Source organism: Mesorhizobium huakuii, from assembly GCF_030160235.1.
Taxonomy (GTDB): domain Bacteria; phylum Pseudomonadota; class Alphaproteobacteria; order Rhizobiales; family Rhizobiaceae; genus Mesorhizobium; species Mesorhizobium huakuii.
Map to the genome: position 1 here is coordinate 73,284 of NZ_BSNY01000023.1, position 22,695 is coordinate 95,978.

Genomic DNA, 22,695 nt, shown 5'->3' on the forward strand with positions numbered 1-22,695 from the left:
TTGCCACTCGACGCCAAGACCATTCGAACGCGGGTTGCGAAAGAACTCCATGTCCGCCTCGGCCAGAGATGGTTCGAGCCGGCCAGCGCCAAGTTGCTCATCGCATCCACGGACAACCTGACTGAGTTCAGCATCGAGCTGGATTGTTCCACGGATCACCGCTACGGCGCGTATGACTGCGAGCTTGCCGGCGTCATCAAGTGGAAGAAATTTGCCAAGCTGTGGAGGGACTTTGACGCCTGGTATGAAACCAAGGATCCAAGTTCGGCTCAGTTCCAAACCCGCAGCGCTCGAAAGTTGAACCACGTATTCCTGCGAAAAGGCTTCAATGCCATAGGTGGGGATTTTCAGCCTCCCAGCCGAGGCGTCTTCTGGGTCGCCAACGAACAGGAACTGGATGCCTTCATAGCTCAGTGCGTTGCTGATCTCGACGGCAAGGTCGGTGCATGGATCAAGCGATGGTTCGCATGGACGTCAGCGCTGGATGTCATGGACGGCAATTCGCAATTGTGCGGCGCGTGGCGAGACACCGCCTATTACTGCTTGCTTGAGCAAGTTCATGGACGTGAAGCTGCTTGCAAATGGATAGATGGTATCGACGCGACCGGCTGGCCTGGATTGCTCGCCGCGCAGGTAGAATATCTGCAATCGCAAGTTTGCGGCGCGGGTGCCGCGCAAGCATAGTCTGGCAGCATAATTCTAGAAGGATTGGCAGGCTCATGTTCAGAAAGACCGCCCCATGACCAGCTTCCTCTTCGATGGCTTCGACACCGCTCCCGTCACCATCCTGCTCGCCCATGGCGCCGGCGCGTCGATGGATTCTCCATCGATGACCGCAACCGCCAAGGCTCTGGCTGCGGCCGGCTTCCAGGTCGCGCGCTTCGAATTCCACTATATGGCCGCCCGCCGTTATGGCCACCGCAAGCCGCCGCCGCGCGCAGAGACGGTCAACCCGGAATATATCAAGGCGATCGCCGATCTGCGTGCCAAGGGCGTGACCGGGAAGCTCATCATCGGCGGCAAGTCGATGGGCGGACGCGTCGCTTCCATGGTCGCGGACGAGATGTTCGCAAAGGGGGAGATCGCCGGGCTGGTCTGCTTGGGGTATCCCTTCCATCCACCCGGAAAACCTGACCAGCTGCGCACCAAACATTTGACCGGGCTGAAGACGCCGACGCTGATCTTTCAAGGCACGCGCGACGAGTTCGGGATGCGCGACGAGGTGGCGGGTTATGGGCTGTCCGATGCGATCGAGGTGATCTGGCTCGAGGATGGCGACCACGATCTCAAGCCGCGCAAGAGCATTTCGGGATTTTCGACGGCCGATCATCTGAAGGCCATGGCGGAGACGGCGAAGGCTTGGGCAGGCCGGATCGCCTCCTGATCCAACCATGAAACTCGCCACCTTCAACATCAACAACATCAACAGCCGGCTGGACAATCTGCTGGCTTGGCTGGCGCTTGCGAAACCCGATGTCGTCTGCCTGCAGGAACTGAAGGCGCGCGACATGCAGTTTCCGCGCACCGCGCTGGCCGATGCCGGCTATGGCGCGGTGTGGAAGGGCGAGCCGACCTGGAACGGCGTCGCCATCCTGGCGCGCGGCGCGGAGCCGGTGCTGACCCGCGATGCCTTGCCCGGCGACGACGCCGACCGGCAGAGCCGCTATATCGAGGCGGCGGTCGACGGCATCGTCATTGCCTGCATCTACGCGCCGAACGGCAATCCGCAGCCGGGGCCGAAATTCCAGTACAAGCTTGCCTGGCACAAGCGGCTGGAGGCGCATGCGGCGCAGCTTCTCGACACCGGCCTGCCGGTCGTGCTGGCCGGCGACTACAACATCGTGCCCGAGCCACGCGACATCTATGCCACGCGCTCCTATGACGACAACGCGCTGGTGCAGCCGCAAAGCCGCGCCGCCTTCGCCGTCCTCATCGAGCAGGGCTGGGTCGACGCGCTGCGAAAAATCTATCCGAAAGAGACGCTCTACACCTTCTGGGACTACCGGCGGAACCGCTGGCCGCGCGATGCGGGCTTGAGGCTCGACCATATCCTTCTGTCGAAGACACTCGCCCGCCGGCTCAAGGGGGCAGGCATCGACCGCGACGTGCGCGGTGAGGACGGCGCGAGCGACCACGCGCCTGTCTGGGTGGAGTTGAGGTGAGGGCATCGATCTTGGCTGCCGGAGCGAACGCTCCGACTGGTGAAGGGCGATCCAGAGGCGCGAAGCCGCTACCTACAGGCCAACAGCGCTCCAGCCTACATCGACATTGTTAGCGACACTAGGCAATTGAGCAAACATTTGAGTGGCCAGATTTCGAGTCCTGTTGGCAAAGGCCGACATGGTCATACCTGGAGATGGGCCGAAATCAGTCATGGCGCGGTACCAGATTTGCCCTGCGGTTTCCCAGCTTTTGCCGCCTATGCCGGCAGCCGCCGTGTAGAAGGCGAGGTTAGGAATGCCGCTGCTGTCGTGAGGGTTCATCAGCGGCTGGAATTGGCTAAAATGAACGGGTTGCGGCGTGTAACAGTGGGCGGCGGCGGGATTTCGGAGGTCACGAATGCATGCGAGATCTTTTGCGCGCGAAACCGGCCCCAGAATATCGGCGCCCATCAACCAATCTGCATCAACAACGTCTTGCCCCGCCCGCCATTGGCGAAACATGGAACCGAAGACATCGGAGATGCTTTCGTTCAATCCTCCAGCTTCCGTCCGCGTACCGAAAAGACGCAAAGTGTTTTGGGTGATCGCATGGGTCCATTCGTGGGCAATCAAGTCGTCGGAGTTGCTGGGATCAAGAAATACCGCGCCGTCGCCATCGCTGTAGAGCACCTGTGACCCCGACCAGATAGCCTGACCTGCCATCATCCCAAAATGGATGGTCGAAGAAAGTGCAGCGCCAGCATTGTCGATTGAATTCCTGTCGAAGACTTCGGAAAAGAACCGAGCCACCTCGCTGGTTATCGGCGCCAGGTTGGTGACGACAGGATCCGCGGGAGCCGAGAAATCATCTATGGGCAATCCAGGCAAGGTCGAGCCGCCACGACAATCGAATAACAATATGGTCGGCGGCGGAAACGCGATGAAAGACGTCGTCTGAGATCCTACCAGCCCAGCTATCACGCGCGACCGTTCCCGGGTGCGCCGTATTTGACTGTCAACCTTTATTGTCGTCCTAAACTTGCGTCGAAGTTTAGGAGACAGTGATTTGTCGGCAGCCAGGGCTTTATAAATTCGGTCTGGAATAAACCTACAGACATGGCACATCCGACACTTCCGGTTGTTTTTTCGATGAAAACTCCGATACGACTCCCGCACCGGATGTCGGCGTCTCACTAGTCTGGCTTGCGGAAGGTCGTGAATGCACCTGGTTCAGCTTGCGATGCGCTCCTCACCTGGCTTGCAAGAAGTGTCGCTATGGCCAGGCTGGCATCCGCCTTCTCGTCCGGAAGGAACCCTTGGCCCTTCTGCTTCAGCCCGTCCAGCATTTGAAGAAGCACGAGCCGTTGGGACCCCAGGTCCGGCGGTGTTTCATTCTGTGCGAGGAAAGCGGCACCGAGGATGTTTTGGACATTGTCGAAACGTGCCGGCAAGAAGTGCTTCGTGAGCAGGTCCGACAGGGCTCCCGTTTCGTCAATCTGCACAAATCGCAGCGAGCTGGGCCAGTTTACTCCCGGGGCGATCTCCGCGCCGTTGGAAAAATCGTGGCAGCCCGCACAAGTCATGGCTCCCATGCGGTTCAGCACTTGGTCGGGAGTGACACTGCACCTGTCTACCTTGGATGCGGCCAATACACCGGAGATCCCGGCAATCATCGGCGTGTTGGCGGCATTAATTCGCGGGTTGTCGCTGTTCGCCACGGCACTTTCCACCGCATAGTACTGATCGTCGATATCCACGCCGAGGTTGTCTATCAGCGCTTCTCCGGTGGTCGGTTGAACCAGGGCCGTGCGGTCAACGTCGATCAACTGCCAGACATTTCGGTTGACGAATTCGCTGCGAAATTGTCCCGCGATCTGGTCGTAGGTCGTCGTCGGGAGTGCTGCCGCGGGGGTCCCGCCAAAGAAAGCCGGGACAGGATTTTCGCTCACAGGCGTATTGTGGAAAACCGGCACTCCGGCTTCGTTTGGAGCGATCTGCCATTGCATGAGATGCCAGATGAAGGCCGGCGCGTCTGGCAGGAAGGCGTTCGCACGCACTTGACCGTCGGGAAGACCGTAGTGCCGATAGTGAACCACCGGCTCGAACTTCACCGTCCCGCCGTCGACCACGCCGCCGTCATAGTAGAACGCGGCGAGCTTGTTGCCTGCGTCTTGGTTGTTCATGGTGGTCAAGCTGTTCCAGAAGGATGCAACTTCCTTGCAACCTTCCCTCGATCCCTGCGGATCTGCATTCGGCAACGCGGCTTCGAAGATGAGGAAGAAGCGCTTGGTTGGGGATGAGCTTTTCTTGGCGTAAACGATGCGGTACTCACCGCAATTGGCAAAACTCTTCGGGGCCAGATCCAACCGGTTGAAGAGTCCTACCGGTTGCATGAAATCGGCGCCGGTGGAATCAAGCAGATCTTTGGCCGTCAGCTTCGCTTCGCCTGTCCGAACGGTGATCGGAAAGGTCAGTTTGCTGTCAGGATTGATGAGTGTGTTCTGCTTGAATCCGGATAGCAACGAATTGAGGAGGTCCTCCCGTTCACCCTCTGAAACAGGAGCTGAAGGATCAACTCTCGATGTTTTTATAATATTATCCAGCGTCTTGCTTAGCGGGAACTGAGAAAGAACGTCGGGCTCGTCCTTTGCTGTAAAAACGACCGCTCTCGCCTGCTCTGCAGACAAGGCTCTGTCAACGGACGGCGTGAAACATTGCTGCGCTAAAGCAATTCCCTGGAAAATAACCGATAGTCCAAAAGACAACACAAGAGTGTACCCAGTCGAGGCCATTTCTTCCCCCTCACGTTTTCGATACATATTCCTATGGAAATTTCAGTCATGTCGAATATGACTCCGAATCAGGCGCGTGCCTAGTATTCTTTTGGGAATTTTTGATACCCGGCAGGAAACGCTCTGAAGGTCCCCAACTGTCTAGAAGTATGTTTGCGCACAGACGGCAGCGCTTGCCGAGCCGGGCAAAGACGCGCGCCGCTTGTGTCTGGTTGCCGTTCACGGGCGGGGAAGCCCGAGTTCGGAAAACGGGTGCCCTAGTCTAGAAGCTGTGTTCATGCCTTGCCTCACAATGGATCTCGAGGCGCAAACGTCGAGACGCGGCGGTGTTCCGGATTTTCTAGATCAGCAATGATCGCCTTTGCGTGAGGATGCCATGTGCGGCAGGGCAGGCACTTGTTGCGTGCTCGACTCTTTGCGGACCCTGCGTAAGACTAGTGGCAGTGGAATTTTCGATGAGACCTGTGTGCATGTAATGTCCCTCGCCAAGCTGGTGACGATGGGTGTGATGGAGGTGCGAGTCCTGACTGATTGCGTTTCGGGCCTGGGAAAACGGCCGCCATCCAAGTCCACTCGTCATGCTTGATTTCGGCCTCGTCGAAATCCTGCTTGCGACCGCTGCCATCCTTGTTGTCGCGGCATGCGCCGTCTGGCTGTCGCGGCAGGCGCGTATCCGGCGCCGTGCGGCTCGCCGGGCGGATCCGGCCAACGACTATGCGGTGCGTACCGACTGGGAGCGCAGTACCGGCACCGTCAACTACTCGTCCTTCGTCTATTTCGACGCCGATCGCGACGGGACATACGGCATGGGCGACCGGCCGATGGCCGGCATTGTGGTGCGGCTGTTCGACGGGCAAGGCGGCTTTGTCGCTTCAGCCAGGACAAACAATGGCGGCTTTGCCAACTTCGCCATGTCGACGTCTTCGGCCGATGCCGTGATCCGCACGCCCGGCACCTACCGGTTCGCGGTTTCGGTGCCGCCGGGCTGGCGCTCGCCCAGCGCCAACGAGACGCAATCGCAGGATTTCCGGCTGGCCTCCGGCTCACCCGCCGGGCTTGTGTCGCAGGACTTGCCTGAGCCGGTCGGCCTGGCGCCGGCGCGCAGCCTGGCCGGCCGGATGGCGGCGGACAGCACGGCGACACTATCGGTCATGGCGGACGGACAGATACTGCAGACCCTGGTGTTGGCGTCGGGTTCACCCTTCCGGCTCGACCTCGACGGCAGCGGCGACACTGTGGCGATTGCCGGCGGCGGGCTGGACCGGCAGCTTGCGCTTTCGCCCTATCCGACCGATCTCGGGCTGCTGTCGCCGCAAACACTGCCGATCGGGGCCGCGCTGCCGACGATCGGCTTCGACGACGTCACAGGGCGCGGTTTCCGCAAGATCCCCTGCGGCCACACCGGTCTGCAATGGCGCAACCTCAACGCCATGGCGCAGGATCACACCAAGGGCAGCGAAGGCTATGTCAACGGCAATGTCTCGGGCGATCATGTCGCCTATACGAGCAGCGGATACCCGGCTGAGTTCAGCCGCGAGACTCCGTTCGGTTTCCACTCGGTGCTGCTGAGCGCGGCATGGCTGAAGTCTGAAGGGGAGATCGCGCTGATCGAGTGTTGGCTGGGCGATCAACTGGTCGCCAGCGATCAGCTGGCGCTGTCGGCGCTGACGCCGCTGCACTACGCACCGATGCTCAAGGCGATAACCCGTGTCCGTCTTTCAACGAAACACTATTGGCAAATGGTGCTGGACGACCTGACGCTGACAGGCTGACTTATTGCAGTATCGGATTCGAGGTCACGACCGGGCCATTGGTTGCGGCAGTGATCGATTTCAAATTGCCCTTCTTGGTCAGGGCGGGTCTTTCATAAATCTTCTTCATGATGCAAGCTCTCCACTATATCCCGTCGCGATAGTGACACATCGTGGTTTTCTGTCAATGTTAGGCAGGGGATAGCCTAGATTATCTCAACCAGGACATCGGAGAATCTGGCTCCAGAATTCCCCATTGCTCCGCCGGGATCGGGTATAAGTCGGCACTCTAAAGCCCATCCCGGCATAGTTAAGCCGTTGTTTCTATGTATATCCCTAGTCCAAACCAGGATTGCGCAGGCGATATACATGAGGACAGGAGGCGAGGCCGGCGCTTCGCGGTATGCAGCCGGCGCTGCCAACCTGATCCAAATCCCCGGGCGGAAAGGGCGATGAACACGACAACGCGCCTGTGCAGCCGGAAGCCGCGCTTCCGTCGCGCCCCGGTCATCTCCCGGCAAGCGGCGACGTCCGCAGGTTTATCCGACCGTCGGCGTCCCGGAGTATTCGCGCTTCAGCAGGCTCATGATGTGGGCGTCGACAGCTTCGCCATCCCAGATCAGGGCTTCGCGCCGCGTGCCTTCGAGCCGGAAGCCGAGCTTTTCGTACACCCGTCTGGCGCGCGGGTTGAACGCGTAGACCTCCAGTTCGATGCGGTTCAGTCCCAGCGCCTCGAAGCCGTGACGAAGCAGCAGCGCGGCGGCCTCGGTGCCGTAGCCCCGGTCGCGACCGGCAGCCTGCCAGATGACGATGCGAAACGATGCTGCCTTGTTTGGCCAGTCGATGCCGTTCAGCACGGCTTCGCCGATCAAGGCGCCGCCGGCGATGATGCCATAGTCGCAGCGGTCGGTCGCCGTTTCGGCCCGTGCGTAATGAGCTTCCACCTGCGCCAGCGTGTGCCTGGCGTGCGTGCCCGTCAGCCGCTTCGCTTCCGGTTCTTCCAGCCCCGCATGGATCGCCGGCGCATCAAGCCGGGTCAGCGGCCTCAGCGTCACTGCCCGGCCGGTCAGCACCGGTTTTGTCGCCTGTGTCATGGCTGCTCCCTTGATTGGCCCAGCCTTCTTTCGAACGAGGCAAGGAATGTCCAGCCATTTCCGTGCGTTCGTGCCCCCGCGGCATCCGCACCGGCGGCCACTCGACTCCGCCGCGACCTTGCGTAAGATCGGCCGCGGCGAGGGAATTCGATGCGACCACAGCCTGCCAATATCGAGGCCGATGCCGCCGTCGGCGGCGTCACCGGCATGAGCCTTGCTCCATGACCAGGGTTGCCGACAGGTTGCTGGCGGTGCTGTTGATGGCGCTGGCCGCGGCTTGCCTCGTCCATCTCTATCTCTTGCCGGGCAGCAAGGATTTCAGCCTGACGGCCATGCATGGGCCTTGGGCAACGCGGCTGGTGGCCTTCTCGCTGCTGGCGTTCGCCTGCCTCGTCGGCGCGGTGCTGTTCTGTGCCGGGCTGTTGCCGGGGCGGCCGGCGCATCTGGCGGGGACACCGCTGTTCGGCCGCGCGGCCGAGGTGCAGGAGACCGGCAGGCCCGGCCTGCGCAAGATCTTCCTCGCCTTGCCGTTGATCGTGCTGGCAGCACTTGCCGTCGACCGGTTCGGCCCTTGGCATGATGGCGGCGACGTGGCCAGCCAGCCCAGTGAGCCCAAGGGCGGCGCACCCAAGCCCGATGAGCCCAAACTTGCCGAACCCAAACCCGCCGAGCCGAAGGGCCAGGATGTCGCCAGCGCGCCGCCGACCCCTGCGCCGGCCCCGCAACCCGCTCCGCCACCGATAGCCGCCAACCCGCCGCCGGCGCCGCCGACGCAGCCCGACGGCCATCGCGACGCCGTCGTCTGGCTTGCGGTGGCGCCGGACGGCCGATCGATCATGAGCGCCAGCACCGATCGTGTGATCAAGCTGTGGGATATTGGCGGCAAGCAGCTGATCCGCAATCTCGGCATCCACAAGGACATGGCGCGCACGGCGCTCTATATGCCCGACGGCGTCAGCGCGCTGACGGGCGGCGACGACGGCGAGATCGTGCTGCGCAAACTTGCCGACGGCGCTGTGCTGCATGTCTTCCAGGCCGGCCAGAATGGCGGCGTCAACAAGCTCGCCATCAGCCCCGACGGCAAGCGCGCCGTCAGCGGGCACGACACCGGCAATGTCATCGTCTGGGACCTCGTCAACAACTCCGTGCTGCATGTGCTGACCGGGCACGACTGGTCGATCAGCGCGGTCGCCGTCTCGCCCGACGGCAAGCAGGCGCTCAGCGGCAGCATCGACGGCACGCTGAAACTCTGGGACATCGAAAGCGGCAAGCAATTGCGCAGCTGGCACGGCCACGAGCAAGGCACCTATGGCGCCGTCTTCACCGCCGACGGGCATCATCTGGTCACCGGCAGCGGCGACCTGACGATCAAGGTCTGGGATCTCGACAGCGGCCGCGAGGTGAAGCGCTTCGAAGGCCATGAAGGCACGGTCTATGCGCTGGCGCTGTCGGCCGACGGCAAGCGCCTGCTGTCGGGCTCGCTCGATGGCACGGCGCGGCTGTGGGACATGGAAACCGGCAATCAGATCGCCCTATTCGACAGCCAGACCGGGCCGATCTACGCCGTGGCTTTCGCCCCCGACGGCACGGTGCTGACCGGCGGCTATGACCGAACCATCAGGGACTGGCCGGCGGCTGGAGGGGATGGCGTGGTGCTGTTCGCGGGGGCGCCGGAGTGAGCGAATTTTGAAGCAAGGTATATTTCGAAACAATGCGCTCTGCGTTAGTGTCTGCTGATGTCGACAGGTGAATCTCCTCGTTTTTACAGTGAAGACTGGTCGCCTGAGCCAAACACGACTGTATCAAGCGTGCCTGCGCCACGTCGCTGGAGACTCTGGCCATTCATCTTGCTTGTGCTGACCGCATGGGCGCTGCTCGGTCCGGTGCGCCACTATTATGTTCAGTGGTCAGCTGCGCAGAAGGCGCAAGCGGCACTCCTGGCCAAGAATTATGGCGAAGTGTTCAATCAGTGGATGCTGATGGCGCAGGATGGGAACGTCGATGCCCAGACCAATATTGGCCTGATGTATTGGATGGGGCAGGGTGTTGCACAAAATGACCTGCTTGCAGTGGACTGGTGGAACAAGGCTGCCTCGGCGGGAAATGTGAATGCCGCGTCCGGCCTCGGCGCGGCCTATTATTTCGGCAGAGGCGTCAAGAGGGACTACGAGTCGGCGGCGATTTGGGCGCGAAAGGCGTCGGCTGGCGGCAATTGTGCCGCTCAATCCCTGCTGGGCAGTCTGTATTGGGAAGGTCATGGCGTTGCACGCGACGAGGCGCAGGCGGTGTCATGGTGGAGAAAAGCGGTTGACGGGGGAAACTCCGATGCCGCCTACAGTCTCAGCCTGGCCTATTCCTTCGGCAAGGGCGTTGCGAAGGATGATCAGCAGACCGTGATCTGGGCAAGGAAGGCGGCGGATCTGGGCAACGCCAATGGTCAATACATGCTTGGCGTTCTGTATCACCAAGGCCAAGGGCTACCAAAGGATGATCGGCTGGCATTCGAATGGTGGATGAAATCCGCAGCCAGCGGTGTTCAGCAGGCGCAGTACAGCGTCGCAGGCGCGTATGGTACAGGAAACGGCATCGGCAAGGATAAAGCGCAGGCGTTCTTCTGGATGCGCAAGGCGGCCGATCAAGGCCACGCTCCCGCGCAATCTGACCTGGGCACGATGTATTCGCTTGGTTCGGGCGTACAACAAGATGACGCTCAGGCCACCGCCTGGTGGCGCAAGGCGGCCGACCAAGGCTATGCCGAAGCTCAGTTGTGGCTCGGCAACGCATATCTAAAGGGCAAGGGTGTTACCCCGAATAACCTGGTCGGGGCGTCCTGGTGGCTCAAGGCCGCTTAGGCTGGCAATGCGGATGCTCAAGGCCAGATTGGCATCCTGTACCATCAGGGCGTCGGGCTGCCGCAGGATGACAGGCTGGCATTCCAATGGTGGATGAAAGCCGCAGTCAGTGGCGTCCCGCTGGCGCAATACAGTCTCGGCAGCGCCTATTTGAAGGGACAAGGCGTTGGCAAGGATGATGCCAAGGCGTTCTCCTGGATGAGCAAGGCGGCCAATCAAGGCAATGTCTTGGCGCAATCCGGCGTTGGGGGGATGTATGCGCGCGGTCTGGGCGTGCGGCAAGATTATGCCCAAGCTGTCGTCTGGTGGCGCAAGGCTGCCGAAGCAGGAAATGCCGAAGCCGGTTACAATCTCAGCCGGGGGTATTATCTCGGCGAAGGCGTCAAGCAGGACTATCAGCTGGCTGCCAAATGGGCTCGGATCGCCGCTGACCAAGGCAATGCGGATGCTCAATATCAGCTTGGTATCCTCTATCATGAAGGCCTTGGGATTGCGCGGGACGAAGCGCTAGCCTTCAAATGGTGGATGAAGGCTTCGGTCAATGGCCATGCGGTCGCGCAATACAATGTCGGCATCTGCTACCGCGATGGACAGGGCATCGACAAAGATGAAGCCCTGGCATTTACTTGGTTGAGCAAGGCAAACAACCAGGGCAACGACCTAGCTGATTTCGCCTTGGGTGGAATGTATTTTGACGGGGTGGGCGTCCCAAAGGACGAAGCAAAGGCAGTCCTGCTGTGGCGCAAGGCGGCGGACCAGGGCAGCGCTGTGGCGCAGGAGGCCCTCGGAAACGCATACTCAAAAGGCAAAGGTATTACACATAGCGACAGTGACGCGGCTGGGTGGTGGCTCAAGGCCGCGCAACAGGGAAATGTCAACGCGGAACTCAGTTTGGCCTACGCCTATGCCAATGGCATCGGGATATTAAGAGACGACAAGTCCGCGGAGTTCTGGTGGCTCGCTGCGGCAAAGACCGGCAACGCCGACGCCGAAGCCAGCCTTGGGATGCTTTACTACCGCGGGATGGATGGAAAACCGAACTATGCGGAAGCCGCCAAATGGTTTTTCAAGGCAGCGGCACACGGCAGTCCTAGCGCCAAAACCTATCTGGAGATGATGAAAGAGAACGACCAGATCGACAGCAAGCTGCTGTGATCACCGCACCCAGGCTCCTGCCATGGTCGACGCGGGCGGGGGGCGCATTGTTGGGATGGCTGGGCGCCCGCGTCAACCAGGGCGGCTCGTACCGCCGCGATAACACAATGGCACAGTGCGGGGCCGCCCAAACTTCCGTGAAAGCGGAATAGGCAAGAGCAGCAGTGCGGATTCGCGCTCTGCCTCGCCCGAACCAGGGGCAATTGCGTGAAACAGTTTTTCGTCGCTTCCGCATTGACCCGCGGCGGGCGGGCGGCGAGGACTGGCGCTTTCAGCAGGGATGGCGCCGATGCGCGAGCAGACGAGTTTGAGCGAACAGACGATTTTCCGTAACGCGAAGCTGGCCGACGGGTCGCTCGCGGATTTGTTCGTCACAGGCGGCCGCTTCAGCGCCATCGCGCCGGCCGGCAAGGCGCCGCCGGCCGATTTCGCCGCCGTCGACCCGGCCATCATCGACCCCGCCATCATCGACCTTGGCGGCCAGCTTGTCGTGCCGGCCTTCGTCGAGGGGCATATCCATCTCGACACCTCGTTTTACGGCGATGCCTGGCGCCCGCACATTCCCTGCACCAACGGGTTCGATGTGCGCGAGCGTGTCGCCTTCCAGGCGCGAAACCTCGCCGCCGCCGCGCCGATGGCGGAGCGCGCGAAGAACCAGCTCGAGCTCTGCATCGGCAATGGCAGCCTGGCCATGCGCAGCCATGTCATGGTCGACGCCTCGGTCGGGCTCGGCCATGTCGAGACCATCCTGGCCGTGCGCGAAGAATACCGCGACCTCATCGACATCCAGCTCGTCGCCTTCCCGCAGAGCGGCATCCTGTCCTCGCCGGGCACGGCGGAATTGCTCGACGAGGCGATGAAGCTCGGCTGCGACCTTGTCGGCGGGCTCGACCCCGCCAGCTTCGACCGCGACGTGAGCGGCCATCTCGATGTGGTGTTCGCCCTGGCGCACAAGCATGGCGCCGGCGTCGACATCCACCTGCATGACGGCGGCGCGCTCGGCCTGTTCCAGGTCGAGGAGATCGCCGCGCGGACAAAGGCGCTCGGCATGGCGGGCCATGTCGCCGTCAGCCACGCCTATGGGCTTGGCGACATCCCGGCCGACGCCCTGGCGAAGGCCGGGACGATGCTGGCGGCGGCCGGCGTGGCGATCATGACCAACGCGCCCGGCAACCATGCCTTCCCGCCGGTGGCGGCCCTGCGGCAGGCCGGCGTCACCGTGTTCAGCGGTTCCGACAACATCCGCGATTCCTGGTGGCCCTATGGCGACGGCGACATGCTGAACCGGGCCAACATGATCGGCTACCGCTCAGGCTTCTATGAGGACCGCGAACTCGAGGCGGCCTTCGACGTGGTGACCCATGCCGGCGCCAGGGCGCTGGGGCTGGCAGATCATGGCATTGCCGTCGGCGCCAGCGCCGACTTCGTCGCCATGCCGGCGCGGCACGTGCCCGAGGCGGTGGTGGCCGTGCCGAAGGACCGCACGGTCTATCGCCGGGGCAGAGCGGTGGCGAGGGATGGCAAGGTGCTAGCGCGCTGACATGCGCCGCCGGCAGGGGGCAGCGTCGCGAACAGCACATGCATCAATCGACCGCCCTGCGGTCGGCCGCCTGGGCCGATCGTGCCGGCACGGAAGACAGCGCGCGTTGATCAGGCGGCTGCTGGCCGAAATAGAGCAAGCCACCCAGGACAAGGAACACAATGCCCACCGCCACCAGTCCGACCATCAACACGGCGACCGCCGTACCCGGGCCATGGCCTGTTCTGGTGATGATGGACTGATGGCGCATCGCTCTTTCCTCCGAAATCCGGTCCGGTCCGCGGACCTTGCGGCAAACGACGGCGGAGGCGGGATGTTCCCGATGACGAGCCTCATCGGTCTTTTGCGTTTCCTTTTGGGACCAAGGTCTTAGGTGGCTGAAGCAAAGGTCCGACAGGTCCTGTTCGGTTCCGGCAATGTCCCTTGGATGTTCCGCTATTTTAGCCAATTCAGATATAATGGCTTTACCTTGTCGATGGGCAAAAGCGGGCGTCGGACAGGGCAGAATGTTGGCCGCCTGCCATCTGACGGCAATGTGCTACCTTCCACATTCATCGGACAAAAGGCCTTTCTGTGGGCCGGTCAAGTGGAACCCCGTTCAGTCCGAGCGGCGAAGCAAACAGGCTCTTGCCGATATTCAGGAATTCGAACTTGTAGACCTCGCGCCGGCTGACCGGCGCCGCCATGTCGCGGTTGCGCACCGGCATGGCGAAGCCGAATTCGCCGCCTTGCCATCCGCCGCGATCGCTCCAGTACTGGTCCATGTCGGCGCGCTTGCCGGCGCGTTTGTCGAGCGTGCGGAAATTGATGGTGTGCCTGGCATCGCAGACGCCGAGGACATGATCGGCGCCGCCGCCGATGGCGATGCCTTCCATGACCAGCAGTGCGGCATCCTTGGGTCTCAGCCCGCACAGGTCGCGCGTGGCCTCGATGACGGCGCGCTTGGCCGCCGGCTCCCGGCTGCCCTGGAGCCCGCCAATGGCGACGGTGTAGCGGCCGATGCCCAGGGGGTCGGCGCCCAGGGGGCTGGCGCCCAGGGGATAGAGGATGAAACTCAGCCTGACCAGGTCGAGCCGGTCGCTCTGCCGCGTCAGCCCGATCGAGAAGGCGCCTTCGTGGCTGGCGCCGGAATGAACGGACAGACGCATGGTGAGCGCATAGGCATCGCGTCGCCCGGTCACCTGGCCGATGGCCATCGTCCGCCCGCGCCAGGCCGCCTCGAGCATTTCCCGCGACAGGCCCGCCGCCGCCAGATTGAAATGGCCGGCCAGAAGGTCGAGGCCGCGATGGCCGGGCAGCCCAAGCGCGAAGAATTTGTAGGGCTTCTTGCGCAGCAGATCGTCATGCGGGCAGCCCAGCCCATGCCGCCGCCGGAAGCCAGCGAGGAAGCGGAACCATTTGAAGAAGCTCACCGGCTTGCAGGCGAAGCGGGTGAGGAAAACCCTGGATTGCCGCACGCCCAGCCGCCCGCAGAGGCCAAGGATCTGGTTGAGGACGCCGGCGGCCTCCCGCAACCAGGCGCGCTCGCTCGTTTCGAAACTCAAGATACATCCCACACGGCTGTTGTGTGGGCGGGGTTAGCCCGGGGGGATTACGCGGACATTGCGGGACGTGCGTTATGTTCCCGCAGCTACCCCAGCCACCACCACAACGCCGCAACCACCACCAGCGCGGCGGCAATCGCCAGGCCCAGCATGATGTAGGAGCCCTTGATGATGTCGCGGATGATCTTCTTGATCGTCTCGCGGTCGTTGAGGTTGGGGAAGGGCTCGTTGGGCAGCGCCACGCCGAGGAAATCGCAGAGCGGCGCCCAGCCTTCGGTCACCTTGTAGACCAGCAGCTTGTGCGGCGGCACCGCGGCCTTCACTTCCTCGATATAGGCATTGTAGCGCGCCACCGCCTTGGCGCGGTCGTTCATCACGCCGTCCAGCGTGCGGCCCCATATCAGCTTGCGCGACATGTCGCCGAATTTCCAGCCGAAGGGCGTCAGCCATTCCAGGATCTTGAACTGCCAGACATTCTCGGTGAAGTAGATCGTGTCGATCGTGCTTTCGTACCACGCCTCGGCGCCGCGCGGATGCAAGGTCAAGAGCACCTTGGCGTCGGGATAGGCGGCCAGCAATTCCTTCCACACGCAGCAGCCGGGATTGTCGACGGTCGCCGTATAGTTGGCGAAGACACGGTTCCAGTCGTGCTGGCTGCCGGGCGGGCTGTTGGCCACCTTGCGCCAGAAATCCAGATGGCCCTTGTTGGCCTTGTTCATGATCACTTCCTGCATGTGATAGCAGGGCAGGCCGAGCCTGTTGAGCGCGGCAAAAGTCGACCACGTGCCGGTGCGGCCGAAACCGGCTCCGATCAGTTCGAGCGTCATTTCCCCATCCCCCCGGACTTATTTTCTGCACTGCCTCGGTCCGTGAGCATCAAATTGCTCCCGACCAGGTCGCCGCGCAACAAATTTCGAGGGTGGGCTAAGGTCGGACGACCACATAGTTGCGTAGTTGCTAAAATAATGGAACGTTGTATGCGGGCATTGGGGATCTGGGCAGGGAGAGTCGCTCGAAACGCGCAGTTTCGGCGGCTTTGGGTATCGATGTATCTTGGGCAGTTTCTCTTAGGGATGTCCGCCACGACCATCATCGTCGCGGTCTGGGCCTATATGGCCACCGGTTCCTTCTGGAAGGCGCTGGGCTGGACGATAGCGGTGCTGGTTATCCTGCAGGTCGGCTATTTCGCGCTGGTCATGCGGCTGATCTACAGTCGCGCCCGCAAAGCAGCAAGTCAGGGTAAGGTCGACGCTGTTCCACCGCTTCATCGCGACGGGGGACGCCGGGGATAGATCGGCAGTGCGGCGACCCGCTACCAGCCCATCCATTCGCGCGTGCGCCAGGCCAAGCCGGCAAAGGGCGCCATCAGCACCGCAACGACAAGCATCAGCGTGAAGGGATGCCTGGTTACGGGAGGACGGGAAGCCATGGTGCGATCATCCTTGCTGCCGATTCATCCGGGAATGCGTCGGACAACGCCATGACGGTCACATGGTTGCATCCCGATGGTCACGTTATCCGCGCTGGAACCGCATGCCGGCGCCGGCGTTTTCCCGATGTGACCGGTGAGGCTGCCACCTCCGCCGGCACCGTTTGAGGCTCGCCCTGCTCCCGGCAGGGCGGGCCTTTTTCATGCCTTCCACGACGGATCTGGAACGACACGGTGCGCTCTACGTTAGCTGTCTCTAAGGCATTCGGCGGATCGCGCCCCTTCGGAAAAAGCGCCTCATATGCGCCTTCCGGGGAAAGTGTATAGTATGCTGATATTCGTAATGATTTCCGGATTCTGAGGAAGAATTTCGGACCATCGCTCAATCGCGAGAAAAATTGAAATCATAATATCACGAAATTCGTACATCTATTCCACGAATTTGGATGGAACCTTGCGGCGATGTCAGAGTTTTCCTCAAGGGCGGAACCCAGATAGCTACCAAGGAGGTTTGTTATGAAACATTATCTTTCGAGTGCGGCGGCCGCAATCGTCCTGATGGGCGGCATCGGTACGGCCCTGGCGGAAACCATCGTCCTGCAACCGGAGCAGGAGACGGTGGTTCGCGAGTATGTCAAGAAGCAGCCGCTGGCCTCGGTCAATCTGCTGGGCCTTGAGCTCAAGCTCGGCTCGCCGGTGCCCGACAAGGTCGAATTGCGCGAAGTGCCCAACGTCAAGTATCGCGTCGCCGTGATCAACGACCAGACTGTCCTGGTCGACCCCGATACACGTCAGATCGTCGAGGTTCTGCACTGATCCATTGCTCAGCCATGACAGTGGGTGCGACACCTGCATAGCCCTCGGGAAAAGCCCGCCACGATATGTGGCGGGCTTTCTTGTGAAGCCGTTCTTGCCGCCGCCTATTCGGCTGCCAGCTTGTCCTGCGTGTTCGTGTCGAAGTCGCTGGCGTCGTGGCGCTCATGCAGTTGCAGGGCCGGCTCGCCGAAGGCGCGGTTGACCATGCGGCCGCGCTTGACCGCGGGGCGGGCGTCGATCGCCTTGGCCCAGCGCTGAACGTGCTTGTATTCCTGCACGGACAGGAAGTCGGCGGAATCATTGTACATGCGACCGAGCGCCAGCCCGCCATACCAGGGCCACACCGCCATGTCGGCGATCGTGTAATCCTTGCCGCCGAGATATTCAGTTTCAGCCAGCCGGCGGTCGAGCACGTCGAGCTGCCGCTTGGTTTCCATGGCGAAGCGGTCGATGGCGTATTCGAATTTCTGCGGCGCATAGGCATAGAAATGGCCGAAGCCGCCGCCCAGATAGGGCGCCGAGCCCATCTGCCAGAACAGCCACGACAGGACTTCCGCGCGCGCCGGCTGCTCGGTGGGCAGGAATTCGCCGAACTTTTCGGCGAGATAGACCAGGATCGAGCCGGATTCGAAGATGCGCACCGGCGTGGCGCCGCTGTGGTCCATCAGGGCGGGGATCTTGGAATTGGGATTGACCTCGACGAAGCCGCTGCCGAACTGGTCGCCATCGTTGATCCTGATGAGCCAGGCGTCGTATTCGGCGCCCTTGTGGCCCAGCGCCAGAAGCTCTTCCAGCATCACCGTGACCTTGACGCCATTCGGCGTCGCCAGTGAATAGAGCTGCAAGCGGTGCTTGCCGACAGGCAATTCCTTGTCATGCGTCGGCCCGGCGATCGGCCGGTTGATGCTGGCAAAGGCGCCGCCATTTGCCTTGTTCCAGGTCCATACTTTCGGCGGGGTGTAATCTGTCATGTCGGGCCTCGTGGGGAAGGGAAGGGCGGGATTGAATGGAACCATCTACAGCTAGGGCTGCGGAGGCGGAAGTTCAACTTGCGTTGAACTATTGTTTATGCGGGTGCCAGCGCTTCTTCCTTCTCCGCTTACAAGGGAGAAGGGAAGATCTGCCTCGCCGCGCCGCCCGGCCCTTCGCAAGGTTCCCCAGCCCTTCGGGCGTTCGCCCCTTCAAAAAACCCACTAGACCTCCTGATCCGCCCGAAGGCGGACCGGGTTCTCACCGTTCGAAGCTCGAAAAGCCAAGCAATTGGCTTTTCGTCCGTTGCGCGGACCGCTTCTTACCCTTGCACCATCCCATCCGAGGCATACCTATAGGAGAAGCCGCCAAGCATTTGCATCGCAGGACAAAATCATGGCCATCAATCCCAATCCGCGCTCCGTCGTTGCCGTGCGCGCGACCGTTCCCGAGGATGCCTTCACGGCCGGCGCGCTGGGCACGCTCAGGGAAGGCAGCGGCGTCGTCATCCGCAATGACGGGCTGGTGCTGACCATCGGCTATCTCATCACCGAGGCCGAGGAGGTCTGGCTGACCGCGCATGATGGCCGGGTCATCCCGGCGCACGCGCTGGCCTATGATCAGGAATCGGGTTTCGGCCTGGTCCAGGCGCTGGCGCCGACCGGCCTGCCGGCCGTGGCGCTGGGCGATGCCGGCAAGGCTCGGATTGGCGACGCGGTGGTGCTGGCAGACGGCATCGGCCGGGCGGTCGAGGCCAAGATTGTCACCAAGCAGGAATTCGCCGGCTATTGGGAGTATCTGCTCGACGAGGCGATCTTCATCGCGCCGGCGCATCCGTCCTGGGGCGGGGCGCCGCTGTTCGGCGCCGATGGCGCGTTGCTCGGCATCGGTTCGCTGCGCCTGCAGATGAGCCGCGCCGGCGAGGTCGCCGATATCAACATGGTGGTACCGATCGACCTGCTGCCGCCGATCCTCGACGATCTGCTGACGCGCGGCCAGGTGGCCAAGCCGCCGCGCCCGTGGCTCGGCGCCCTGTCGGCCGAAAGCGACGGCAAGGTGGTGGTGATGAGCGTGACCGAGGGCGGCCCGGCGGCAAAAGCCGGCCTGCGCCAGGGCGACGTCATCTCCGAGGTCCGCGACGGCGCGGTCGACGGTCTCGCCGATTTCTATCGCAAGCTGTGGGACAGCGGCTCGGCCGGCGCCGAGATCCCGATGCGCGTGGTGCGCGACGGCCGCGAGACCTGGCTGCGCGTCAAATCCGCCGACCGCGGCAGTTTCCTGAAGAAGCCGCAGCTGCAATAGGCCTGATGTCGGCCGGGTGATGCATCCAAGACTACTCAAGACCTTTCTCGCGGTGGCGCGCAGCCGCAACGTCACGCGTGCCGCCGCGGCGGTTCACCTCGCGCAATCGAGTGTCAGCGACCAGATCCAGGCGCTGGAGGCTGAGCTTGGTGCTGCACTGTTCACACGCTCGAAGTCCGGCCTTGAGCTGACGACGGCGGGGCTGGCGCTGAAGCCGATCGCCGAGGAGTTGCTGCGGCTCGACGGCGAGGCGCGCGCGGCGGTGCTGGCGGCCGCCGGGCAGACCAGCGGGGCGCTGACCATCGGCGCGCTGGAGACGATCGCCTCGGCCCGTCTGGCGCCCTGGCTGCCGCGGTTCCAGGCCGGCCATCCCGACATCACCGTGCGGATGAAGGTGGCCGACAGCGGCACGCTTCGGCGTCTGCTGGAGGACGGAGACATCGACGTCGCCTTCTGTTTCGAGCGTCAGGACGGTGCGAAGGGCGCGGCCGATGAACGCCTGGCCAGGCGCACGATAGGGGCCGAACCGCTAGTGCTGGTTGCCGCTCCGGGACAAGGCGCCGCGCCGCGCGACCTGGCAGATCTTGCCGCGCTGCGCTTCGTGGCGACGGAGCCCGGATGCGTCTACCGGCACATGTTCGACAGCGCTTTTGTCGAGGCGGATATGGCCCCGCCTAAACCCGCGGTCGAAGTCGGCAGCATCGGCGCCATTGCCCGGCTGGTGGCGACAGGTGCCGGGCTCGGCCTCATCCCCCGTCTCGCCGTCAGCGATGCCTTGGCGCGCGGCGAGCTCATGGAATTGCCGTGGCCCGGTCGAATGCGGCCGGCACCGCTGACGATGGTCTGGCGACGCCGGCGCGTCCAGCCGCCGGAGCTCAAGCAATTGCTCGCCGCCGCGCGCGACTCGCTGGTGCCGGAACGCCTTGAGGCGGGTTCAGAACTTGAATCGGCTCACAGCTCCAAGGCATTGTTTCCAAACAACTCCCTGGCGAAGACTGGCGCCAGCTAGACCAGCCGGTGCCCGCCTTCGACATGCAGTGTCGTGCCGGTGGTAAATCCATTGCCGATGAGGAAAAGAATAGCGTCGGCGATATCTTCGGGCTGGCCGACCCTGCCGACCGGGAGCCGCCCGGCCATCGCGGCAAGCGTCTCGGCCTTGCGGTCGCCGGCGACCCGCGCCCAGATCGTGGTGTCGACCCAGCCGGGCGATACGGCGTTGACGCGGATCGGCGCGAGTTCGACGGCCAGCGCCCGCACCAGCCCTTCGAGCGCGGCGTTGACGGCGGCGACGACCGAGCCGCGCGCGGCCGGCCGGTAGGCGGCGACGCCGGAGACGAAGCTCATCGAGCCGCTCGCGGCAAGCCGTGGCGCACCGTGCTTGGCAAGCAGCAGCGGACCGAAGAGCTTGCTGTCGACCATGCGCTGCGCGGCCTTCAGGTCAAGGTCCGGCAACAGCCTGTAGGCGCCCTCTATGTCGGCCGCCGTGCTGACGATGTGGTCGAGCCCACCGATCTCGGCGAACAGCGCCGCAACCTGGTCTTCCCGGGCGATGTCGACGACGGCTATCTCCAGGCCGGCGGGATTGCCAAGTGTCTCGCGCGCCTGTCGCAGCCTGTCTTCGCTGCGCCCAGCGATGACAACCGTGGCACCGGCCTCGACGCAACGCCTGGCCAGCGCAAGGCCCATGCCGGAGCCGCCGCCGACGATCAGGATTTTCTGGGTTGAAATGCTCATTTCGCTCTGCCTTTGCTTTGATGGGACAATGGCAGGGGATTGGCAGGTCGGCGTGCCGGGGGGAAACGGAAGAAACCGATAGCGCCATCGGAGATCCCGATGGTGGAGCCGCTCACTCGCCGCAAGCGGCGAAGGCGTCGCTCGGGTTCCAGTCCCGGAATGCGATGGTCCGGCCTTCAGCCGACACGGTCTTGTGCTTCGTGCTGCCGTCCGGCTGCTGCTTCGAACTGGTGCCCTTGCCGGTCAGCACATTGTAGTCGCAGGCGCTGGCGGCATTCTCCTGCAGATAATCATCCGAATCGTAGGCGAAACCGGCAACGATGAAGGCGCCGTCGCGGTAGGCGATGGTCAGCGTCTGGTTGGTGCGCTCGCTGCCGATCTCCGGCGCCGGCAGGTAGAATTTGATCGAGCCGTTGGGCAGCATCGTCAGCTCCGGCTCGGCATCGGAGTTCTCATAGCCCGGCTGGTCGTAACCGTTCCACTCGCCACCGATCTGTTCGCGCACGATTTCGACGGGCTTGAGGTAATTGTGTTCCTTGTCCCTGAGGAAGAAATGGATATCCATCGGGTCGGTCGGCGCGGTCTCGACCACCATGGCAAGGTCGGGAGCGCCGTCGCCATTGAAGTCGCCGGTCAGCGCGGTGATGATCTTGCGGGTTTCGACCGGTTCGGCCAGCGCCACGCCCGGCAGCAACAAGACAAGGCCGAAGAGCAGAGATTTCATTGCGGCATGTCCCCCAAGCCCGACAGTTTGCGGTGGTATAGCACGGTGGGGAAGTGCCGCGCTCCTCCATCCGGTCGGTTGCACTCTTGCGGCAGCACGGCAATGAATGGTGTGTCCCTGCTTCGCGGCAGTGTGTTCCACTGCTGACGGGAATTGACAGTGGGCCGTGTCATGATGCGGGGATCGCAGGATGGTGGAGGCAAGATGATCGGGATGCCAGCGACAACGACTTTGAACCGGCAGGCCCGCTGATGGCGCCGGTCAAGGTCGATCCCGACAAGGTGCGGGAATTCCCCGACGCGGCGAGTTTCTACGCCTGGCTCGGCCAGCACCACGCCACGGAAAGCGAGGTGTGGATCAAAGTGCACAAGGTCGGGTCGGGACTGAAGTCGATCACGCCGAAGGAGGCCATCGACGTCGTGCTGTGCTTCGGCTGGATCGACGCGGTGCGCAAGGGGCTGAACGAGAACAGCTTTCTGCAGCGCTACACGCCGCGCGGCAAGAAGAGCATCTGGAGCAAGATCAACATCGACAATGTCGCGCGGCTGGTCGAGGAGGGCCGCATGACCGGGCATGGGCTGAAACAGGTCGAAGCCGCCAAGGCCGACGGGCGCTGGGCGCGCGCCTATGGCGGCAGCAAGGAGATGAAAATCCCTGACGATCTGCAGGCGGCCATCGATGCCGAGCCGGCGGCGAAGGCGATGCTGGAAAAGCTCAGTGCGCAGAACCGCTTCTCGCTCGCCTTCCGCACCCACAACATGAAGACCGAGGCCGGCCGCAAGAAGAAGATCGAGACCTTCGTGGCGATGCTGAAGCGCGGCGAGACGATCTATCCGCAAGGCAAGAAGTAGT

At 62.7% G+C, this 22,695-nt stretch carries 23 protein-coding genes and 1 pseudogene; 14 read left to right on the top strand and 10 right to left on the bottom strand.

The window, feature by feature from the left end:
* From QQK95_RS12675 to xth, 3 genes are read left to right on the top strand one after another with little or no spacing between them, the layout of a single operon-like run.
* Nucleotides 1-684: a hypothetical protein gene (locus QQK95_RS12675; RefSeq protein WP_284272770.1), complete on the top strand. Its 684-nt coding sequence runs from the start codon at nucleotides 1-3 to the stop codon at nucleotides 682-684.
* Between the two features lie 55 nt (nucleotides 685-739).
* Nucleotides 740-1,384: an alpha/beta hydrolase family protein gene (locus QQK95_RS12680; RefSeq protein ID WP_284272771.1), complete on the top strand. Its 645-nt coding sequence runs from the start codon at nucleotides 740-742 to the stop codon at nucleotides 1,382-1,384.
* A 7-nt stretch (nucleotides 1,385-1,391) separates the two neighbouring features.
* Nucleotides 1,392-2,162: an exodeoxyribonuclease III gene (xth, locus tag QQK95_RS12685; RefSeq protein ID WP_284272772.1), complete on the top strand. Its 771-nt coding sequence runs from the start codon at nucleotides 1,392-1,394 to the stop codon at nucleotides 2,160-2,162.
* Between the two features lie 72 nt (nucleotides 2,163-2,234).
* On the opposite strand, the gene QQK95_RS12690 is transcribed toward xth, so the two are convergent.
* Together QQK95_RS12690 and QQK95_RS12695 are read right to left on the bottom strand one after the other, a co-directional pair.
* Entirely contained in the window at nucleotides 2,235-3,122 is an 888-nt protein-coding gene (locus tag QQK95_RS12690; protein WP_284272774.1) for a M4 family metallopeptidase, read from the bottom strand.
* A 212-nt stretch (nucleotides 3,123-3,334) separates the two neighbouring features.
* A complete protein-coding gene (locus QQK95_RS12695) occupies nucleotides 3,335-4,933 on the bottom strand; it encodes a hypothetical protein (protein WP_284272776.1) in 1,599 nt (532 codons plus the stop codon).
* 578 nt (nucleotides 4,934-5,511) lie between these two features.
* Between QQK95_RS12695 and QQK95_RS12700 the strand changes: the two genes are divergently transcribed.
* The gene (locus tag QQK95_RS12700) at nucleotides 5,512-6,705 is read left to right on the top strand and encodes a hypothetical protein (RefSeq protein WP_284272778.1); all 1,194 of its coding nucleotides are present in this window, start codon (nucleotides 5,512-5,514) and stop codon (nucleotides 6,703-6,705) included.
* A 1-nt stretch (nucleotide 6,706) separates the two neighbouring features.
* On the opposite strand, the gene QQK95_RS12705 is transcribed toward QQK95_RS12700, so the two are convergent.
* Both QQK95_RS12705 and QQK95_RS12710 read right to left on the bottom strand, forming a co-directional pair.
* Nucleotides 6,707-6,814: a putative RiPP precursor gene (locus tag QQK95_RS12705; RefSeq protein WP_284272780.1), complete on the bottom strand. Its 108-nt coding sequence runs from the start codon at nucleotides 6,812-6,814 to the stop codon at nucleotides 6,707-6,709.
* Between the two features lie 409 nt (nucleotides 6,815-7,223).
* Complete coding sequence (locus tag QQK95_RS12710; RefSeq protein ID WP_284272782.1) at nucleotides 7,224-7,778, bottom strand: GNAT family N-acetyltransferase; 555 nt, start codon at nucleotides 7,776-7,778, stop codon at nucleotides 7,224-7,226.
* Between the two features lie 221 nt (nucleotides 7,779-7,999).
* On the opposite strand from QQK95_RS12710, the gene QQK95_RS12715 reads away from it, so the two are divergent.
* The 5 genes and pseudogenes from QQK95_RS12715 to QQK95_RS12730 all read left to right on the top strand — a co-directional run bounded on the left by QQK95_RS12715 (nucleotide 8,000) and on the right by QQK95_RS12730 (nucleotide 13,325).
* Nucleotides 8,000-9,457, top strand: coding sequence for a WD40 repeat domain-containing protein (locus tag QQK95_RS12715; RefSeq protein WP_284272784.1), 1,458 nt, complete (start codon nucleotides 8,000-8,002; stop codon nucleotides 9,455-9,457).
* A 174-nt stretch (nucleotides 9,458-9,631) separates the two neighbouring features.
* Nucleotides 9,632-10,630: an SEL1-like repeat protein gene (locus QQK95_RS12720; protein WP_284273012.1), complete on the top strand. Its 999-nt coding sequence runs from the start codon at nucleotides 9,632-9,634 to the stop codon at nucleotides 10,628-10,630.
* 21 nt (nucleotides 10,631-10,651) lie between these two features.
* Nucleotides 10,652-10,723 (top strand): annotated as a pseudogene (locus QQK95_RS33480) (SEL1-like repeat protein); the annotation flags it as partial.
* Nucleotides 10,724-11,785 (top strand): tetratricopeptide repeat protein, encoded by a 1,062-nt coding sequence (locus QQK95_RS12725; RefSeq protein ID WP_284272786.1) that lies wholly within the window; start codon nucleotides 10,724-10,726, stop codon nucleotides 11,783-11,785.
* Nucleotides 11,786-12,074: 289 nt separating this feature from the next.
* A complete protein-coding gene (locus tag QQK95_RS12730; protein WP_284272788.1) occupies nucleotides 12,075-13,325 on the top strand; it encodes an amidohydrolase family protein in 1,251 nt (416 codons plus the stop codon).
* 43 nt (nucleotides 13,326-13,368) lie between these two features.
* Here the strand turns inward: QQK95_RS12730 and QQK95_RS12735 are convergent, their stop codons facing one another.
* The 3 genes from QQK95_RS12735 to QQK95_RS12745 form a co-directional block, all read right to left on the bottom strand.
* Entirely contained in the window at nucleotides 13,369-13,575 is a 207-nt protein-coding gene (locus tag QQK95_RS12735) for a hypothetical protein (RefSeq protein WP_284272790.1), read from the bottom strand.
* 301 nt (nucleotides 13,576-13,876) lie between these two features.
* The gene (locus QQK95_RS12740; RefSeq protein WP_284272792.1) at nucleotides 13,877-14,869 is read right to left on the bottom strand and encodes a DUF535 family protein; all 993 of its coding nucleotides are present in this window, start codon (nucleotides 14,867-14,869) and stop codon (nucleotides 13,877-13,879) included.
* Between the two features lie 86 nt (nucleotides 14,870-14,955).
* Entirely contained in the window at nucleotides 14,956-15,696 is a 741-nt protein-coding gene (locus QQK95_RS12745) for a sulfotransferase family protein (RefSeq protein WP_284272794.1), read from the bottom strand.
* A 246-nt stretch (nucleotides 15,697-15,942) separates the two neighbouring features.
* Here QQK95_RS12745 and QQK95_RS12750 point away from each other — a divergent pair, with 246 nt between their 5' ends.
* A complete protein-coding gene (locus QQK95_RS12750; protein ID WP_407660549.1) occupies nucleotides 15,943-16,161 on the top strand; it encodes an exopolysaccharide production repressor protein in 219 nt (72 codons plus the stop codon).
* A gap of 653 nt (nucleotides 16,162-16,814) precedes the next feature.
* Entirely contained in the window at nucleotides 16,815-17,114 is a 300-nt protein-coding gene (locus QQK95_RS12755) for a DUF1236 domain-containing protein (RefSeq protein ID WP_284272798.1), read from the top strand.
* Between the two features lie 104 nt (nucleotides 17,115-17,218).
* Here the strand turns inward: QQK95_RS12755 and yghU are convergent, their stop codons facing one another.
* On the bottom strand, nucleotides 17,219-18,085 hold the full coding sequence (gene yghU / locus QQK95_RS12760) for a glutathione-dependent disulfide-bond oxidoreductase (RefSeq protein ID WP_284272800.1): 867 nt from the start codon (nucleotides 18,083-18,085) through the stop codon (nucleotides 17,219-17,221).
* A gap of 394 nt (nucleotides 18,086-18,479) precedes the next feature.
* Here yghU and QQK95_RS12765 point away from each other — a divergent pair, with 394 nt between their 5' ends.
* Nucleotides 18,480-19,385, top strand: coding sequence for a S1C family serine protease (locus QQK95_RS12765; RefSeq protein WP_019859505.1), 906 nt, complete (start codon nucleotides 18,480-18,482; stop codon nucleotides 19,383-19,385).
* Between the two features lie 19 nt (nucleotides 19,386-19,404).
* Nucleotides 19,405-20,394: a LysR family transcriptional regulator gene (locus tag QQK95_RS12770; RefSeq protein WP_284272805.1), complete on the top strand. Its 990-nt coding sequence runs from the start codon at nucleotides 19,405-19,407 to the stop codon at nucleotides 20,392-20,394.
* Here QQK95_RS12770 and QQK95_RS12775 read toward each other — a convergent pair.
* Both QQK95_RS12775 and QQK95_RS12780 read right to left on the bottom strand, forming a co-directional pair.
* Nucleotides 20,391-21,119 carry an SDR family oxidoreductase gene (locus QQK95_RS12775; RefSeq protein WP_284272806.1) on the bottom strand — a complete coding sequence of 243 codons (729 nt, stop codon included), beginning with the start codon at nucleotides 21,117-21,119 and terminating at the stop codon, nucleotides 20,391-20,393. The two genes, QQK95_RS12770 and QQK95_RS12775, sit on opposite strands and share 4 nt — an antisense overlap.
* A gap of 112 nt (nucleotides 21,120-21,231) precedes the next feature.
* Nucleotides 21,232-21,843, bottom strand: coding sequence for a hypothetical protein (locus QQK95_RS12780; protein WP_284272808.1), 612 nt, complete (start codon nucleotides 21,841-21,843; stop codon nucleotides 21,232-21,234).
* Nucleotides 21,844-22,094: 251 nt separating this feature from the next.
* Here QQK95_RS12780 and QQK95_RS12785 point away from each other — a divergent pair, with 251 nt between their 5' ends.
* On the top strand, nucleotides 22,095-22,694 hold the full coding sequence (locus QQK95_RS12785; protein ID WP_284272810.1) for a YdeI/OmpD-associated family protein: 600 nt from the start codon (nucleotides 22,095-22,097) through the stop codon (nucleotides 22,692-22,694).
* The last annotated feature ends 1 nt before the right edge of the window (nucleotide 22,695 follow it).